Origin of the sequence: Sphingomonas daechungensis (genome assembly GCF_014489495.1) — a bacterium.
GTDB lineage: Bacteria > Pseudomonadota > Alphaproteobacteria > Sphingomonadales > Sphingomonadaceae > Sphingomicrobium > Sphingomicrobium daechungense.
Genome location: NZ_CP060780.1, coordinates 639,448 through 655,620, shown reverse-complemented (window position 1 = coordinate 655,620; position 16,173 = coordinate 639,448). Strand labels below are relative to the sequence as shown.

Annotated in this window: 13 protein-coding genes and 2 pseudogenes; 8 read left to right on the top strand and 7 right to left on the bottom strand. The window is 62.7% G+C overall.

Features of this window, described 5'->3' with window-relative positions; all coding sequences use genetic code 11:
* Window positions 1–87: 87 nt before the first annotated feature.
* Window positions 88–936: a bestrophin-like domain gene (locus H9L15_RS03380; protein ID WP_187715154.1), complete on the bottom strand. Its 849-nt coding sequence runs from the start codon at window positions 934–936 to the stop codon at window positions 88–90.
* Window positions 937–1,112: 176 nt separating this feature from the next.
* Between H9L15_RS03380 and H9L15_RS03375 the strand changes: the two genes are divergently transcribed.
* Complete coding sequence (locus tag H9L15_RS03375) at window positions 1,113–3,290, top strand: prolyl oligopeptidase family serine peptidase (protein WP_187715153.1); 2,178 nt, start codon at window positions 1,113–1,115, stop codon at window positions 3,288–3,290.
* A 261-nt stretch (window positions 3,291–3,551) separates the two neighbouring features.
* Here the strand turns inward: H9L15_RS03375 and H9L15_RS03370 are convergent, their stop codons facing one another.
* Entirely contained in the window at window positions 3,552–4,271 is a 720-nt protein-coding gene (locus tag H9L15_RS03370) for a Crp/Fnr family transcriptional regulator (RefSeq protein WP_187715152.1), read from the bottom strand.
* A gap of 350 nt (window positions 4,272–4,621) precedes the next feature.
* Between H9L15_RS03370 and H9L15_RS03365 the strand changes: the two genes are divergently transcribed.
* From H9L15_RS03365 to H9L15_RS03355, 3 genes are all read left to right on the top strand, one after another.
* Entirely contained in the window at window positions 4,622–5,353 is a 732-nt protein-coding gene (locus H9L15_RS03365; protein WP_187715151.1) for a Crp/Fnr family transcriptional regulator, read from the top strand.
* Window positions 5,354–5,467: 114 nt separating this feature from the next.
* On the top strand, window positions 5,468–6,052 hold the full coding sequence (locus tag H9L15_RS03360) for a hypothetical protein (protein ID WP_187715150.1): 585 nt from the start codon (window positions 5,468–5,470) through the stop codon (window positions 6,050–6,052).
* Between the two features lie 125 nt (window positions 6,053–6,177).
* Window positions 6,178–6,672, top strand: coding sequence for a hypothetical protein (locus H9L15_RS03355; protein ID WP_187715149.1), 495 nt, complete (start codon window positions 6,178–6,180; stop codon window positions 6,670–6,672).
* 42 nt (window positions 6,673–6,714) lie between these two features.
* On the opposite strand, the gene H9L15_RS03350 is transcribed toward H9L15_RS03355, so the two are convergent.
* Together H9L15_RS03350 and H9L15_RS03345 are read right to left on the bottom strand one after the other, a co-directional pair.
* Window positions 6,715–7,152, bottom strand: coding sequence for an SRPBCC domain-containing protein (locus H9L15_RS03350; RefSeq protein ID WP_223276466.1), 438 nt, complete (start codon window positions 7,150–7,152; stop codon window positions 6,715–6,717).
* 55 nt (window positions 7,153–7,207) lie between these two features.
* Window positions 7,208–7,552, bottom strand: coding sequence for an ArsR/SmtB family transcription factor (locus H9L15_RS03345; RefSeq protein WP_187715148.1), 345 nt, complete (start codon window positions 7,550–7,552; stop codon window positions 7,208–7,210).
* 91 nt (window positions 7,553–7,643) lie between these two features.
* On the opposite strand from H9L15_RS03345, the gene guaA reads away from it, so the two are divergent.
* The 3 genes from guaA (at window position 7,644) to H9L15_RS03335 (ending at window position 10,695) form a co-directional block, all read left to right on the top strand.
* A complete protein-coding gene (guaA, locus tag H9L15_RS03340) occupies window positions 7,644–9,203 on the top strand; it encodes a glutamine-hydrolyzing GMP synthase (RefSeq protein ID WP_187715147.1) in 1,560 nt (519 codons plus the stop codon).
* Entirely contained in the window at window positions 9,200–9,616 is a 417-nt protein-coding gene (locus H9L15_RS16885) for a hypothetical protein (protein ID WP_223276465.1), read from the top strand. Before guaA ends, H9L15_RS16885 begins: the two co-directional genes overlap by 4 nt.
* A gap of 80 nt (window positions 9,617–9,696) precedes the next feature.
* Window positions 9,697–10,695 carry a M28 family peptidase gene (locus H9L15_RS03335; RefSeq protein ID WP_223276464.1) on the top strand — a complete coding sequence of 333 codons (999 nt, stop codon included), beginning with the start codon at window positions 9,697–9,699 and terminating at the stop codon, window positions 10,693–10,695.
* 35 nt (window positions 10,696–10,730) lie between these two features.
* On the opposite strand, the pseudogene H9L15_RS03330 reads toward H9L15_RS03335, so the two are convergent.
* Window positions 10,731–12,256, bottom strand: a pseudogene (locus H9L15_RS03330) (FAD-dependent oxidoreductase).
* Window positions 12,257–12,411: 155 nt separating this feature from the next.
* Window positions 12,412–13,305, bottom strand: coding sequence for an alpha/beta fold hydrolase (locus H9L15_RS03325; protein ID WP_187715146.1), 894 nt, complete (start codon window positions 13,303–13,305; stop codon window positions 12,412–12,414).
* Between the two features lie 241 nt (window positions 13,306–13,546).
* Here H9L15_RS03325 and argH point away from each other — a divergent pair, with 241 nt between their 5' ends.
* Entirely contained in the window at window positions 13,547–14,935 is a 1,389-nt protein-coding gene (gene argH, locus H9L15_RS03320; RefSeq protein ID WP_187715145.1) for an argininosuccinate lyase, read from the top strand.
* On the opposite strand, the pseudogene H9L15_RS03315 reads toward argH, so the two are convergent.
* Window positions 14,932–16,160: pseudogene (locus H9L15_RS03315) on the bottom strand (argininosuccinate synthase). The gene argH and the pseudogene H9L15_RS03315 sit on opposite strands and share 4 nt — an antisense overlap.
* Window positions 16,161–16,173: the final 13 nt, after the last annotated feature.

The window sequence follows — 16,173 nt, the reverse complement described above, 5'->3', positions numbered from 1 at the left end:
CTTCGGAAGTTCGTTCCTCAAAATGAGCGATACTCGCGCGCGTTAATGACAAGTTGTGCTGACGACGCGGTGAGCGGGGGAACGGGTCTAGCGAGTTCGCGGTCCAGCCACCTCGTTGAAACGATCGAAAGATGCGGGTGGCCGTTCCTTCATAAAGGTCTGCACCTGGAGCATAGGTCGCTGGGACTCGATGATCCCGCCAGCCGTCGGGTGGTCGATATCGAAGACCAGCAGCAAAGCGATGCCGAACAGCAGGAGCAGAAACGCGGCGATCCTCCGTCCACCCTCGCCGGAGAGCGTGTAGCCGATCACTCCGGCGGCCATGAATTGGTAGAGAAGAAGGACGATGAACACCTCTGACGGCACATGCGCCATCCGGCTGGCCTGCCGCGCGGCATCCGTATCGATCAGCAGGTTCATCGATTCGAGGTACGAGCTGGAGAAATCATATGGCCGCATCGTGGGAAATGCCGCGACGGTTGCCGTCCACAGGTCGGCGATCAGCCCGTCGCTCCGTTGAAGCAAGGGCCTGACAGCCGGGCCTGGCTTGCTCGTCGCAAGCTCGATCCGGACATCGGTGTATTCGGACAGCAGCTTGCTGATCCGTGCCCGGTGCGGCTCTTCGAGCAGCTGGGTTCGGAGATATGTCGTCCCGATCGCATTGGCTTCTTCCAGCACCAGGTGGCGCCGGGTGTCGAAGCGATCGACGGCCATCGAAAACGTAAAGCCGATCAGCAGTGCCAATAGTCCCATGACCGACGACACCAGGAAGGTCTGCTGGCTGTCTTCTTCCTTCGTGGGTTTGCCATGACGCTTGTCGTGGCGTCGCCGCAGGTACGTTCCGACGACGGCTGCCACGAGCATGCCTCCGAGAGAGAGAATGGCCATGGTCCAGATCGGCGCCGTGTTGAGCCATTGTTCGACAACTGGCGGCATGCGGGTTCTCCACGCTCGTTCGCGGGAACACCGTGAGCGGTTCGGCTTGGAAGTGAATCGGGGAAATCCCCAATTGAGTGCGGTGGGGCGGACTTTTTTCCGCAGTGCTTGAGATAGCAGCGCCGCGCCTGCTACCGGTTGCCGGCGCCGCCGATCATTGCGCGGGGGAGACATTCATGCGTCGGAGTTTCTACGTTGCTGCTTTGCTCACAAGTGCCTGTGCAATGACCCCCAGCCCGGAAGTCGAAGCTGCAGCCGCCGCTGATGCCGCGGCGATGGCCTCGCAGGCGGCAGACGCCCAGGCCGGGCTTGCCTACCCGCAGACACGGCGCACCGATCAGGTCGACCCGCGGTTCGGCGTTCAGGTCGCCGACCCCTATCGCTGGCTTGAGAACGACGTTCGCGAGGACAAGGAAGTGAAGGCCTGGGTCGATGCCCAGAATGCCGTCACCAACACGTTCCTGACGACGCTTCCGGGGCGCGAAGGCCTCGAAGCGCGCATCAAGCAGCTTTACGATTATGAGCGGTTCGGTGTGCCGGTGAAGAAGGGCGGTCATTACTTCTACGCCCACAATTCGGGGCTGCAGAACCAGTCCGTACTCTTCGTTCGCGACAGCCTGGACGGCGAAGGTCGCGTCCTCATCGATCCGAACAGCTGGTCGAAGGACGGCGCGACGGCGTTGGCCGAATGGTCGCCGAGCGAGGATGGCAAGTACCTGGTCTATTCGATCCAAGATGGCGGTTCGGATTGGCGGACGGTCAAGGTCATCGACGTCGCGACCGGCAAGGAGACCGGCGACGAGGTCAAGTGGGTCAAGTTCTCCGGCATGGAATGGACGAAGGACGGGTCCGGTTTCTTCTACACCCGCTTTCCGGAGCCGACCGCAGGGCAGGAGTTCCAGTCCACCAACCTCAACGCGAAGATCTACTTCCACAAGCTCGGCACGCCGCAGGCCGAGGATCGGCTGGTCTACGCGACACCGGAGAAGCCGACTTATGGCCATTATGCGACCGTCAGCGACGACGGCCGCTGGCTAGTCATTACCACGGCGGAAGGCACTGACGACCGCTACGAGGTGCACGCAATCGACCTGCGTGCCCGCGGCGCGAAGCCGAAGGCATTGATCACGGGGCTCGAAAACAATTGGAGCTTCATCGGTAACGAAGGATCGCGCTTCTTCTTCATCACCAACAAGGACGCTCCGAAGCTGAAGATCGTCGCGATGGACGTAGGTCGTGCCGGCAATCCGATCACTCCGGTCGTCGGAGAGCAGGACTCGACGCTGGACGGGGCCTCGATCGTCGGCGGCAAGCTGATCACATCTTATCTCGCCGACGCGAAATCGGCGATCAGCGTGCACAATTTGCAGGGCAAGAAGCTGACCGACGTGGACCTGCCCGGTATCGGCACGGCGAGCGGCTTCGGCGGCGATCTTGACGATCCCGAGACCTTCTTCGCCTTCACCAGCTTCAATCGCCCGACGACCATTTACCGCTATGATGTGAAGACCGGTCAGGCGTCGGCCTGGGCCGCGCCGAAGGTTGCGTTCAACCCGGACGACTATTCGGTTGAACAGGTCTTCTACAATTCGAAGGACGGCACCCGTGTGCCGATGTTCATCGTCCGCAAGAAGGGCACGACCGGCCCGGCACCGACACTGCTGTACGCCTACGGCGGGTTCAACGTGTCGCTCACGCCGAGCTTTTCCGCGACGCGGCTGGCGTGGCTTGAGAAGGGCGGTGTCTACGCGCTCGCCAACCTTCGCGGCGGGGGCGAATACGGCAAGGCGTGGCACGACGCCGGCCGCCTGGCGAACAAGCAGAACGTGTTCGACGATTTCATCGCCGCCGGTGAGTATCTGAAGGCGAATAATATCGCCTCACCGAAGGGTCTCGCAATCCAGGGCGGATCGAACGGTGGCTTGCTGATTGGCGCGGTCGTCAATCAGCGGCCGGACCTTTTCGATGCGGCGAATGCTGCGGTCGGCGTGATGGACATGCTGCGGTTCGATCGTTTCACGGCAGGCCGCTATTGGGTCGACGATTATGGCTATCCCAATAAGGAAGCGGACTTCAAAACGCTGCTGGCCTACTCACCCTACCATAACATCAAGACGGGTGTTCACTACCCGCCGATGCTGGTGACGACGGCCGACACCGACGATCGCGTCGTTCCGGGGCACAGCTTCAAGTACATCTCGGCGCTGCAGGCCGCCGATCCGAACGGCGAGCCGCACGTCATCCGGATCGAGACTCGCGCCGGTCATGGCTCCGGCAAGCCCACCGACAAGATTATCGAGGAAGCGTCGGACGTTCTCGCCTTCTTCGCGCACTACACCGGACTTCAACTCTGATCCTCAGCGGCTCCGGCTGGGGCTGACTTGGTGATGGTCGTCGTCTGCCACCAGGCGGGCGTAGGCTTGCGCGAGTTCCTGGTGCACCCGACGGGCATGCGGGCAGCCGGCGCTTTTTGCCGCCGCGCGCTCCGCACGCTCACGTGATCGATAATAATCGGAATCGTTGGCCATCATTCCCCGCTGTTAACCCGTTGAAACGTGGAGAAATTCGTGAGGTTTGCATGCGGGGAAAATCACATATGTAAGTCGCGCGCGATTTCAGCGGGGTCTCTTCTCGAGATAGAGATAGTCGTCATCGAATTCGCCCAGCGTTTTCAATGCCGGAAGATCGAGGATCTCGGCGCACCCGCGATCGAGCTTGATTAGCCCCTGCCGGCGCAGGCTCTGAAGCGTGCGATTGACGTGCACCGATGTCAGCCCAAGGCAGTCACCAAGCTCCTGTTGCGTCAACGGCATCTCGAAACTGTTGCCTTCGGTTTTTCCAACGATTCTCAGGCGGGTCAGCATCTCGCAGAACAGGTGTGCCATCCTCGATGGCGCGGTCCGCCGCCCTAGCGATACCGTCCACTCGCGATGGATCGCGGCGTCCACGTTGGTCATCAGCCAATAGACACGGGCGAGATGCGGATGCTTCTCGAGCATCACACGGAGTCGCTCATGCGGGAAAACGGCGTAACGGCAGGCGGTGATCGCCATGATGTTATGATCGAGGCGCTTCAGTGTGAAGCCATGCAGGTCGACGAAGTCCCCGCAGTATTGGAGCTCGCTGATTTGCTGGTGGCCACTGGCCATGGACGTCGTACGCGCCATCCATCCATCGAGCAGCAGCAGACTTTCGTGCAATTCCCGGCCGTGCCTGACAACGGTTGTGTCCGCCTCGGCCTCCCGCACTTCGAGCATGGCCGCGCGTATCGCAGCTTCTTCCTCGCAGCTGATATCGTCGCGAATCCGCAGCTTCTTGAGATGCGCCTCTAACATCTAGGGTCTGCAGCCAACGCTTTCCGGCAGATGGGTCATATCGAAACGTCCGATGCTCTCTCGGCGCCGAGATCGCGGTGACGACCCCAGCAGCATTTCGTGCCCGAAACTGTGGTGCGACAGGCCGAGCTTCGAGTCCAGTCCAGTCGGCGCAACTAGCGATCAGGGGTGCCAACCAGTTCCGCGAAACATCGGACAAACGCACTCGGAAGCCATCGAAGGCTCAGCTTCTATAATATGTTAGTGCAGTTGTTCGGCTCCCGCGCCTAAGGGCGGCCCGGAGAGTCGAAGCTAAGGTGGGTAGTGCGTTTCGTTGATTGCTTTCGCGCGCGCCGGGGAGAGGCGAACGCGTGATTGGCCAGGCATTTTTGGACTACCTGACGCAGCTTGGAGAGTTGTGCGAGGAAGATCGCAACGCGATCCTGAAGGTCGACGGGGAGCGCAGGGCTTTCCGCCGACACGAAGACATTGCGAAGTCCGGCACGCAGCCCAGTTTCTCGGTCATTGTTGTAACCGGTTTCCTGCAACGTTACGTCAGCCGTCGCGACGGTTCGCGGCAGATCCACGCATTCTATCTGCCTGGCGATGCGCCCTCGCTGGAGTCGGTCCACCTCGATTGCCTGGACAGCAGCCTCAGCGCTGCCGCGCACAGCGAGGTGTTCCTGATTCCGATCGCCGATCTCGCCGATCTGATGCGCAATCGTCCCCGCGTGCAGGACCTCGTTTGGCGGTCCAGCCTGGTGCAGTCGGCGCAGTATCGCGAATGGCTCACCCGTAATTCGCGGCTCACAGCCGACGGCGCCATGGCGCACATGTTCTGCGAGATTTACAAGCGCGCGGATGCGGCGGGTCTCGTCGAAGGGAACAGCTGCGAAATGCCGCTGACGCAGGAGATGGTCGGCGACGCGCTCGGTCTCACCGGAGTCCACGTCAACCGAACGCTCCAGCACCTGCGCGAAACTGGTTATGTCGACCATCACCGGGGCCGGCTTTTCATGCACGACTTCGACCGGCTGGCTAACTTTGCCGACTTCGATCCGGCCTATCTGCGCCTCGGCAACGGGCGCCGTTCGTTAAACTAGCTGAACACCAGCAAACGACGCATTCAGAACAAGTGCAGTGCTGAAGCGTTAGGCAGGTCATAAGCTTGGCAGCGGTCTCTCTGCTGCAAGCGGGCTTGTTTAGGAGATGCTGAGATGAAAGCTCTTACGAAGATTCTCGCTGGCGGAGTCGGCCTCGCTGCTCTGGCAGGCGCCGCGCCTGCTGCCGCTCAATATTATCCGGCGCCAAATTACGGCTACGGTCAGAACCCGGTTGGCCAGATCATTGGCCAGATCCTGGGCTACGGGCGGTATCCCTACGGCAACTACGGCTACAACCAGTATTCGAACCAGTCCGGCGCCGTCGACCAATGTGCTCGTGCAGTCGAGGCCCGCCTGAACGGCTATCGCAACGGCTACTACGGCTATGGCAACGTCCCGTATCAAGGTGGCTACGGATACAACGGCTATAACGGGTACAACGGCTACAATAATTACAATGCCGGTGGGCGCGTTCAGGGTATCACCCGCGTCGATCGCAAGTCGTACGGTCTGAAAGTCTTCGGCGTCGCCAGCTCCGGCTACAACGGCTATCAGGGCTATGGCCAGCGCGGTTACGGTACCTACGGATACAATGCCGGTGCGGACCTTAGCTGGAACTGCGAAGTCCGCTACGACGGCCGCATCCGCGACATCGATATCAACCGCCGTACGGCCAATTGGCGGGTTACTAAGCGTTAGCCTTCCGGGCTAATGACCAAGATGCGCCGGTGTCGAAAGGCACCGGCGCATATGGTATTGGGCCGCCGCGGAACGATCGTTCGCGCTTTCGGGCCGTTTGAGCGGCCGCTGCAGGGAGGTGCTCCATGAAGACGAAGTTGCTGGTAGCGGCAGCAGGATGTGCAGCGTCGATCCAGCCGGCCGGGCCGGTGTTTGCCCAGCCCCAGAACAGCCACACCTACATGGAGCAGTCGTACAAGTACGGCCGCTACCCGTACGCAAACTACGGCTACAATCAGTATGGCGGCCAGGCGCGAGCGATCGACCAGTGCGCGCGAGCGGTCGAAGGCCGGCTGAATGGCTACAATTACAATTGGTACCAGGGGCAGAACTACAATCGCTATCGCCGCTACGGCAGGGTCGAGGGCATCACGCGCGTCGAACGCAAGAGCTATGGCTTCAGGGTTCTGGGTGTGGCCAGCTCCGGATGGAGTGGATACCAGGGCTGGAATCGACCCGGTTACGGCACATATGGCTATCACGCCGGTGTCGACCTGAAATGGGTTTGCAAGGTCCAGCCGAACGGTCGGATCAAGGAAGTCGACGTGGCCAAACGCCCCTATAACTGGCGCGGTTACTGAGGCAATGAGATGCGCGGGGCCGCCGGCCCCGCGCACCCTAACTCAGGCACTGACCTTCAGGGCCTTTGCAAATTCCTCCAGCTGGGCGGCGACGGTACCCCAGCCATCGTGGAAACCCATCTGTTCATGGGCCGCCTTGTCCTTTGCATCCTTGTGCAGGGCGACGGCGCGGTACGCGGTCTTGCCGTTGCCGGCATCTTCGAAGGTCACGATCGCTGTCATTGGAAAGCTCTCGCACCCTTCGCCGGTCTCGTTGGGGCGGAAGCCCGGGCCGAGAGCGCTGGTCCAGGTCAGCGTCTTGTTCTCAACCACTTCCAGCACGCAGCCGGGCGTTCCGTGACCGGTGTCGAAATCGTCCGGTCCGACCATGCGGATTCGGAACACGCCGCCGGGCCGGAGGTCGAGCTCGCATTCGGTGATCTGGTAAGGCTTGGGCGCGAACCACTGCTTCAGATGCTCGGGTCCGTGTAGGCCGCCCACACCAGCTCCACCGGAGCGTCCAGGGTCCGCTCCAGCACCAGGTCATTCTCATTCGTCACTGGGTCACTCCATCATTCTTAAGAGTTGCAAGGTGCGCCTCGAAGCGGTCGAGCTGAGCCTCCCACTCGGTTCGCCGCTTGACGATCCACTCCTCAGCAGCGCCCAGCGCCTTCGGCTCGAGCTGGACGGTCCTGACGCGGCCCTTCTTCTCGGACCGTACCAGCCCGCTTTGTTCGAGCGCCTTCAGGTGCTGCATCACCGCCGGCAGGCTGATCGGCAGGGGCATCGCGAGCTCGGAGACCGATGCAGGCCCGCGGCTCAGCCGCGCCAGAATCCCGCGCCGGACCGGATCGGACAGGGCTTGGAAAGCCCTGTCGAGGGTGGCTGAATCGTTAAGCACACGCTTAAGTATCCTGCACGTGACCCCGTGTCAACAAACTTAAGCAACAGCTTAACTTTACTCGCGGCGACAGGCTCTCTATCGGCTCGCCATGACGGTCCAGCCCACCGAATCCATCCTCATCGTCGACTTCGGCAGCCAGGTGACGCAGCTCATCGCGCGGCGCATCCGCGAAGCCGGAGTCTATTCCGAAATCGTCCCCTTCAACGCCTCGGCGGAAGCCTTCGAGCGGATGCAGCCCAAGGGAGTCATCTTCTCCGGCGGCCCGTCGTCAGTGACCTGGGACGATGCGCCGAGCGCTCCGCAGGTCATTTTCGACAGCGGCCTGCCGTTGCTTGGCATCTGTTACGGGCAGCAGACGCTGCACCAGCAGCTCGGCGGACGCGTGGTTCCCTCTGACCAGCGCGAGTTCGGACGAGCCTACATCGATGTCGTCGCTCCATCCGCCTTGTTCGACGGCCTTTGGAACGTCGGCGAAAAGCACCAGGTCTGGATGAGCCACGGTGACCGCGTAGAAACGTTGGCACCAGGCTTCGAGGTCGTCGCCCGCTCGGAAGGCGCGCCTTACGCGATCGCCACGAACGAGGCCGAGAAGCGCTACAGCGTCATGTTTCACCCTGAGGTGGTTCACACGCCGGACGGTGGCAAGTTGCTCGCGAACTTCGCGCGGCACGTTTGCGGCTGCTCGGGCAACTGGACCATGGCCAGCTTCCGCGAGGCCAAGATCGCCGACATCCGGGGACAGGTCGGCAAGCGGCGCGTGATCTGCGGCCTGTCCGGCGGCGTCGACAGCGCAGTCGCCGCGGTCCTCATCCACGAGGCGATCGGCGAGCAGCTGACCTGCGTGTTCGTCGACCACGGATTGATGCGGGCAGGAGAGGCCGAACAGGTCGTCTCGCTGTTCCGCAACAGCTACAACATTCCGCTCGTCCACGTGGACGCCAGTCGCGACTTTCTCGGCGGGCTCGAGAGCGTCAGCGACCCCGAGAAGAAGCGCAAGTTCATCGGCGCGGAATTCATCAACGTCTTCGAGGAGGAGGCGAAGAAGATCGGCGGTGCCGATTTCCTTGCGCAGGGCACGCTCTACCCCGACGTCATCGAAAGCGTCAGCTTCACGGGTGGTCCTAGCGTCACCATCAAGAGCCACCACAATGTCGGCGGCCTACCCGAGCGGATGAATATGAAGCTGGTCGAGCCGTTGCGCGAGTTGTTCAAGGACGAGGTCCGCGAACTCGGTCGCGAACTAGGCCTGCCCGAAGCCTTCGTCGGCCGACATCCGTTCCCGGGCCCCGGCCTCGCCATTCGTATCCCCGGTGAAGTGACCAAGGACAAGTGCGACATCCTTCGCAAGGCGGACACGATCTACCTCGAAGAGATCCGCAACGCGGGCCTTTACGACGCGATCTGGCAGGCGTTCGCGGTGCTACTGCCGGTGCGCACTGTCGGCGTCATGGGCGACTATCGCACCTACGATTACGTCTGCGCTCTGCGCGCGGTGACCAGCGTCGACGGCATGACCGCTGACATCTATCCCTTCGACGCCGCATTTCTCAGCCGCGTGGCGACCCGCATCGTCAATGAGGTGCAAGGCATCAACCGCGTGGTCTACGATTACACGTCGAAGCCACCGGGAACGATCGAATGGGAGTGAAGCCCTGGCTCGCCGTTGGCACCTTGCTCGCCGTCGGCGCAGCCCCGACAGCGAAGCTCGACCCCGACACGGCGGCCTGGTGGAAGACGACCGCGCAACTGTCCAGCGACGCGATGGAAGGGCGCGACACGGGGTCGGCGGCCTATTTGCGCGCTGCGCGACTCGTCGCGTCGAAGTTCGAGGCATTGGGCCTTAAACCGGCGGGCGAAAATGGCGGCTGGTTCCAGTCCGTGCCGATGAACGAGATCTCGATCACGAGTGCAAGAGTTCGCATCGGCCAGCGTCCGCTCGTCTTTCTTCACGACCTGACGATCTCGCCCAACGACGCGACGCCCGCGCGGCTCGACGTGCCGTTGACGTATGCGGGATATTGCGGGCCGGATCGCTCGGCGACGTCCGTGGACGCATCGTGATTTGCCACGGCACGCGCAAGCCCGGGTTACCGAATGCCGACGAACGGAATTCGGCGTTACGAGCAGCCGGCGCCATCGGTATGCTGACGATCGCGGATCCAGGCTTCACCGTCGAACCTCCGCGCTGGCCTTATGCCTATGCGCGTACGGTCAGGCTGGCGACGGACCCGCGTTCATCGCACGCCTTCGTGACGGGGACCCTGAATGCCGGGTCGCTCGGTAAGCTGCTCGTGGGCACTGGCAAGGACGCCGCCGCCTTGATTGCAGCCGGGAGCAAGGGGCAGCCACTGCCGAGCTTTGCGCTCCGAGACCGCCTGAGGGCCGATTTCAACATCCGACGCCGAGAGATTAGCTCGCCGAACGTCCTTGCACTTCTACCCGGCTCGGACCCGACGCTTGCCAACGAGGTGATATTCTTGTCAGCGCACCTCGACGGCTATGGCTATGGCGAGCCGGTCAAGGGCGACCGGCTCTACAACGGGACGCTAGACGATGCCGCCTACGTGGCGCTGCTAATCAGGCTGGCCGAGCGCAGGCGCGGACAGCCATTTCGCCGGCCGATCCTTTTTGCGGCTTACACCGGGGAAGAGAAAGGTCTGCTTGGTTCGCGCTGGTACGTCAGTCATCCGACGGTTCCGCTTTCGCATATCGCCGGCGTCATCAACCTGGACCAGTTGCGGCCGATTTTTCCGCTAGAGCTGCTCACGGTCCACGCGCTGAACGACACGACGCTCGGCGACGACGCACGCGCGGTGGCTGACAGCCTTGGCATAGAAGTTCAGACCGATTCGGAGCCGGAGCGAAACCTGTTGCGGCGCACCGACCATTGGCCCTTCCTGGAAGCTGGTATTCCGGCCACGAACTTCGTCTTCGGTTTCCGGCCGGGTTCGCGGAGCGAGCAGATCTACCGGCAATGGTACCGGGCGGGATATCACAGGCCGCAGGATGACCTGCGCCAGCAAATGGACTGGAAAGCGGCCGCCGATTTCAATCGCTTCTTTTACAAGCTGGTAGAGCGCGTGGCCGATCAGCCGGCGGCGCCGGCATGGAAGCCGGGAAGCACGCTGAAGCCACAATAACCGGCTTCGATAACGGCGATCTGACCCGGGAAGCCTTACCCGGCGGCCGTGACTTGCATCTGTGGCTGGACGATCATCGGCCGCGCTCGTTCCTGAGCTGCAAGATATTGATGAATCGCCGCGACCACCTGAGCGCCATCGCCGACCGAAGCCGCGACGCGCTTTACCGAGCTTGAGCGCACGTCGCCGACCGCAAAGACTCCCGGCTTGTTCGTCTCCATCGGGAAACGGTCATCGCCGCCGGTCAGCACGAAACCGCGCTCGTCCAGCTCCAGTCCGGAGCTTTGCAGCCAGTCCGTGTTCGGCTCGGCCCGATGAACGAGAAGAGATAGCGGCAGGGCGCGTCGGTCTCCTTGCCCGAAGTGCGGCAAAGCAAGCCGACGCGTTCGAGTGCGCCGTCGGAGCCATCCAGCCGGCAAACTTCGGCCCCGATGACAACGTCGACGTTCGGCAGGCTCTCTATGCGGTCGATTAAATATTGAGACATGGTCGCGCTCAGCGGCCGCCGGGCGACCAGGGTCACCCGGCGCGCACGACTAGCCAGGAAGACCACCGCCTGACCGGCGCTGTTGCCGCCACCGACCAATGTGACGTCTTCATTGGCCGCAAGGTCGGCTTCAAGCGGCGATGCCCAATAATGAACGGACGATCCCTCGAATTCGTCGAGCCGCTCGACGCCCAGTCGCCGGTAGCGGGCCCCGGTGGCGATGACGACTGCACGCGCCTGGACGCGCTCGCCGTTGGCAAGGAGGAGGTGGCAGGGGTCGTTCCCGCATTCGAGCTTCACCGCCTCGTCGGGAATGGCGAGCTCGACGCCGAACTTCTGCGCTTGGCTGAACGCTCGCCCCATCAGCGCCATGCCGGAAATGCCGGTGGGGAAGCCGAGGTAGTTCTCGATCCGCGCCGATGCCCCGGCCTGCCCGCCGAACGAGCGGCAATCGATAGTCAGGACCGAAAGGCCTTCCGACCCCGCATAGACAGACGTCGCCAGCCCCGATGGCCCGGCACCAATCACGACGAGATCGTAGAGCTTGTCAGCATTGATCGGCCCCACCAGGCCAACGCAGCGGGCGAGCTGGCCTTCGTCGGGATTCCGAAGCAGCTTCCCGTTCGGGCAAAGCACGATCGGCAGTTCTTCCTCGGCCACCTGGAACCGCTCGACCAAAGTGCGCGCGCAACTGTCCTGAACAGGGTCCAGCCGCTGGTACGGATGACCGTTGCGGCGAAGGAAATTGACCAGGCGAAGGACGTTTCCGTCCGCCTCGTTGCCGATGATGATCGGCCCCGCGCCCGCTTCGATCAGGCCCATTCGCCGCAGGATAAGCGAGCGCATGATGCGCTCGCCAAGCTCGGCTTCTGCGATGAGCAATGCCCGAAGGCGCTCCGGCGCGATCGCGATGCCCTCGACGTCGGTGAGGGCCTTGGAATCGACCAGCACCGGCCGGCCGGACAATTGCGCGAGCTCGCCCATGAAGTTGCCGCGTTCGTGCGTGACGATGTGCGATGTCTTGTCGCCGTGGTCGTGCTGGGTGACCTCCACTTCGCCCGACAGGACCAGCATCAGGCCGGGACCTGTCTCGCCGATCCGCGAGATCATCTCGCCCGCGCGGTAGGTGCGCGGCTCCCCAAACCTGGAGAGCCGCGCCAACTCATCATCCGACAGGCGGGGGAACATTTGCGCCCCGCGCGTCGCAATCAACTCTCGCTGCCCGTCACTCATTGAGCGAGGACGGGTTCCACGATCAGCTTCTCTTCTTCGCGGGCATCCGCTCCGAAGTCCTCACCGCGAATGAAGGCGAGCAGCACCGGGTTCACGATTTCCGGATGAGTCGTGCACAGCCCGTGCGGCAGGTCCTTGAAGGTCTTGAGCGTGCCATTCTTCAGCAGCTTGGCCGATAAGGGACCCGAGTCCGCATAAGGCACGATCTGGTCGTCTTCGCTGTGGATGACGAGCACCGGTATCTCGATCGACTTCAGGTCTTCAGTGAAGTCCGTTTCCGAGAAGGCCTTCACGCATTCGTAGTGGGCCTTGATGCTGCCCATCATGCCCTGCCGCCACCAGTTGCGGATGATGCCTTCCGACACCTTCGCGCCCGGACGGTTGAAACCGTAGAACGGCCCGGTCGGGATATCGAGGAACGCCTGCGAACGATGGCTGGCGACCGCGGCGCGATATTCATCGAACACTTCGATCGGCGTGCCGCCCGGGTTGGACTCCTTCTTGACCATCACCGGCGGGACCGCGTCGACCAGAACAGCCTTGGCGACCCGGCCCTTGGCGTGCTGAGCGACGTAGCGAGTCACTTCGCCGCCGCCGGTCGAATGGCCGATATGGACTGCGTTCGTCAGGCCGAGCCCGGTGACCAGATCGTCGACGTCGGAGGCGTATGTGTCCATCTCGTTGCCGCCGTCAGTCTGGGTCGACCGTCCATGTCCGCGACGGTCGTGAGCGACGACCCGGTATCCCTTGTCGAGGAAGAACATCAGCTGGGCGTCCCAGTCGTCCGCGCTGAGCGGCCAGCCGTGGTGGAAGACGATCGGTTGCGCGTCCTTCGGGCCCCAATCCTTGAAGAAGATCTCGGTGCCGTCCTTTGTGGTGATGTAGCTCATTTGAGCCCTCCCGGGGGTGGAGTGCCGGCCGGCGAGACCGGCGTCGGTGTCGCGAGTGGGGGCCGATCGGCAGAGATACGCGTCCACCAAACGCATCGGACTCGGGTCGTGACGTCGACAGCCAGTATCAGGATTTCCCTGACAGCGCGATGACATCGCGAAGGTTTGCGGCGCGCGTCCGAAACGACCCGGCGCGGCGGCATGGTTTGACCCCTTGTAGCACGCGTGGCAACGCATCGGCATGTCCGACCAACTCCCAAGCCAGAAGACCTGGGGCGGCCGCTTCCGCGGTGCTGCGTCGGACCTGATGACGAAAATCAATGCGTCGATCGGCTTCGACAAAAGATTGTGGCGGGAGGACATCGAGGCGTCGAAGGCCCACGCGGCGATGCTGCGCGACCAGGGCATCGTCGGCGCCGAGGACGCCGAGGCGATCCTGAAGGGTCTCGACACCATCGCCGGTGAGTTCGAGCGGGACGGCGTGCCCGAGCGCGTCGAGCTCGAGGACATCCACATGACCGTCGAGCACCGGCTGACGGAATTGATCGGCCCGGCGGCTGGGCGCCTCCACACGGCGCGCTCACGCAACGACCAGGTTGCGACGGACTTTCGGATGTGGGTGCGGACGTCTTGCGATGAAGCCGCCGCCAACATTCGTGAACTGCAGCGCGCTCTCGTCGATGTCGCGGATCGTCATGCCGACACCGTCATGCCGGGATTCACGCACCTGCAGGTCGCGCAGCCGGTGACGCTTGGCCATCATCTGCTGGCCTATTACGAGATGCTTCGGCGCGACGTGTCCCGCTTTGTGGATGCGCGGCGGCGCATGAACGACAGCCCTCTTGGTGCGGCCGCGCTTGCAGGTACGGGATTCTCGCTTGATCGGGATACAACGGCGAAAGCGCTCGGGTTCGACCGTCCCACGGCGAACAGCCTCGACAGCGTATCCGACCGTGATTTCGCGCTAGATTATCTGTCGGCAGCAGCTCAGTGCAGCCTCCACCTGTCGCGACTTGCCGAGGAACTGATCATTTGGGCAAGCCCGCAGTTCGGCTTCGTAAGGTTATCCGACTCATTCTCTACCGGCTCGTCGATCATGCCGCAGAAGCGCAACCCCGATGCTGCCGAGTTGGTGCGAGGCCACAGCGGCCGGATCATCGGCTGCCTCACGTCGCTGATGGTGACGATGAAGGGCCTGCCCCTCGCTTATTCGAAGGACATGCAGGATGATAAGGAGCCGGTGTTCGACGCGGCCGACCTGCTGACGATCTCGATCCAGGCGCTCGGCGGGATGATCGAGACCTGTGAGTTCGTGCCAGAGCGCATGCGGGCGGCGGCAGAGCAGGGGTTCTCGACCGCAACGGACCTGGCCGACTGGCTGGTGCGCGAGGCCGGCGTGCCGTTCCGCGAGGCGCATCACGTCACTGGCGCAGCCGTGAAAGCTGCCGAGGATCGCGGCTGCGGTCTAAACGAGCTTCCGTTGAACGCGCTCAAGGCAATCGACGCGCGTATCGACCAACGGGTTTTCGATGTCCTCAGCGTCGATGCATCGGTGCGCAGCCGCACAAGTTATGGCGGCACTGCCCCGAACGTGTTCGGGAGCAGATCGCGAAAGCGAAGGCCGACTTAGGCCTTTAGCCGCCGCGCTCGCTGGCCCAGAGTCCTTAGCCGCAGAGCGTTCAACCGGATGAATCCCGCCGCATCGCGCTGGTCGTAGTCGCCGGTGCCTTCCTCGAACGTGACGAGATCCTGGTCGTAGAGCGAATGCTCGCTCTCCCGACCGATGACGGTCGCATTGCCCTTGTAGAGCTTCATCGTGACGCGGCCGGTGACATGCTCCTGGCTCTTGTCGATCGCGGCCTGGAGCATCTCGCGCTCCGGCGAGAACCAGAAGCCGTTGTAGATGAGGCTGGCGTAGCGCGGCATCAGCTCGTCCTTGAGATGCATCGCGCCGCCATCGACGGTGATGCTCTCAATCCCGCGATGTGCCGCGAGTAGGATCGTCCCCCGGGCGTCTCATAAACGCCGCGCGATTTCATCCCGACGAAGCGGTTCTCGACCAGGTCAAGGCGGCCGATGCCATTATCGTGACCAAGCGTGTTGAGCCTCTCCAGCAACGATGCGGGCGAGAGCTTCTCGCCATCGATCGCCACCGGATCGCCGCGTTCGAAGTCGATCGTGATCGTGGTCGCTTCGTCCGGTGCGTCCTCAGGCGAAATCGTCCGCTGGTGGACATATTCCGGCGCGTCGAGCGACGGGTCTTCCAGCACCTTGCCCTCGGAAGACGAGTGCAGGAGGTTCGCATCAATCGAAAAGGGCGCCTCGCCGCGCTTGTCCTTGGCGATCGGGATCTGGTGCTTCTCGGCGAAGTCGATCAGCGCCTCGCGGCTCGCATGCTTCCACTCGCGCCACGGAGCGATCACGCGGATGTTCGGCTCCAGCGCATAATAGCCTAGCTCGAACCGGACCTGATCGTTGCCCTTGCCGGTCGCCCCGTGGCAGACTGCGTCGGCGCCAACCTGCCGCGCAATCTCGATCTGGCGCTTTGCGATCAGCGGACGGGCGATTGACGTGCCGAGCAGATACTGTCCCTCGTAGACCGTGTTCGCGCGGAACATCGGGAAGACGAAGTTGCGGACGAACTCTTCGCGCAGGTCGTCAATGAAGATGTTCTCCGGCTTCACGCCCAGCATCTCGGCCTTGCGCCGCGCGGGCTCGACTTCCTCGCCTTGGCCGAGGTCGGCGGTGAAGGTCACGACCTCCGCGTCATATTCGGTCTGCAGCCACTTCAGGATGATCGAGGTGTCGAGACCGCCGGAATAGGCGAGCACCACCTTCAGCTTCTTGTTGGTCATCATTCTTCCTCGA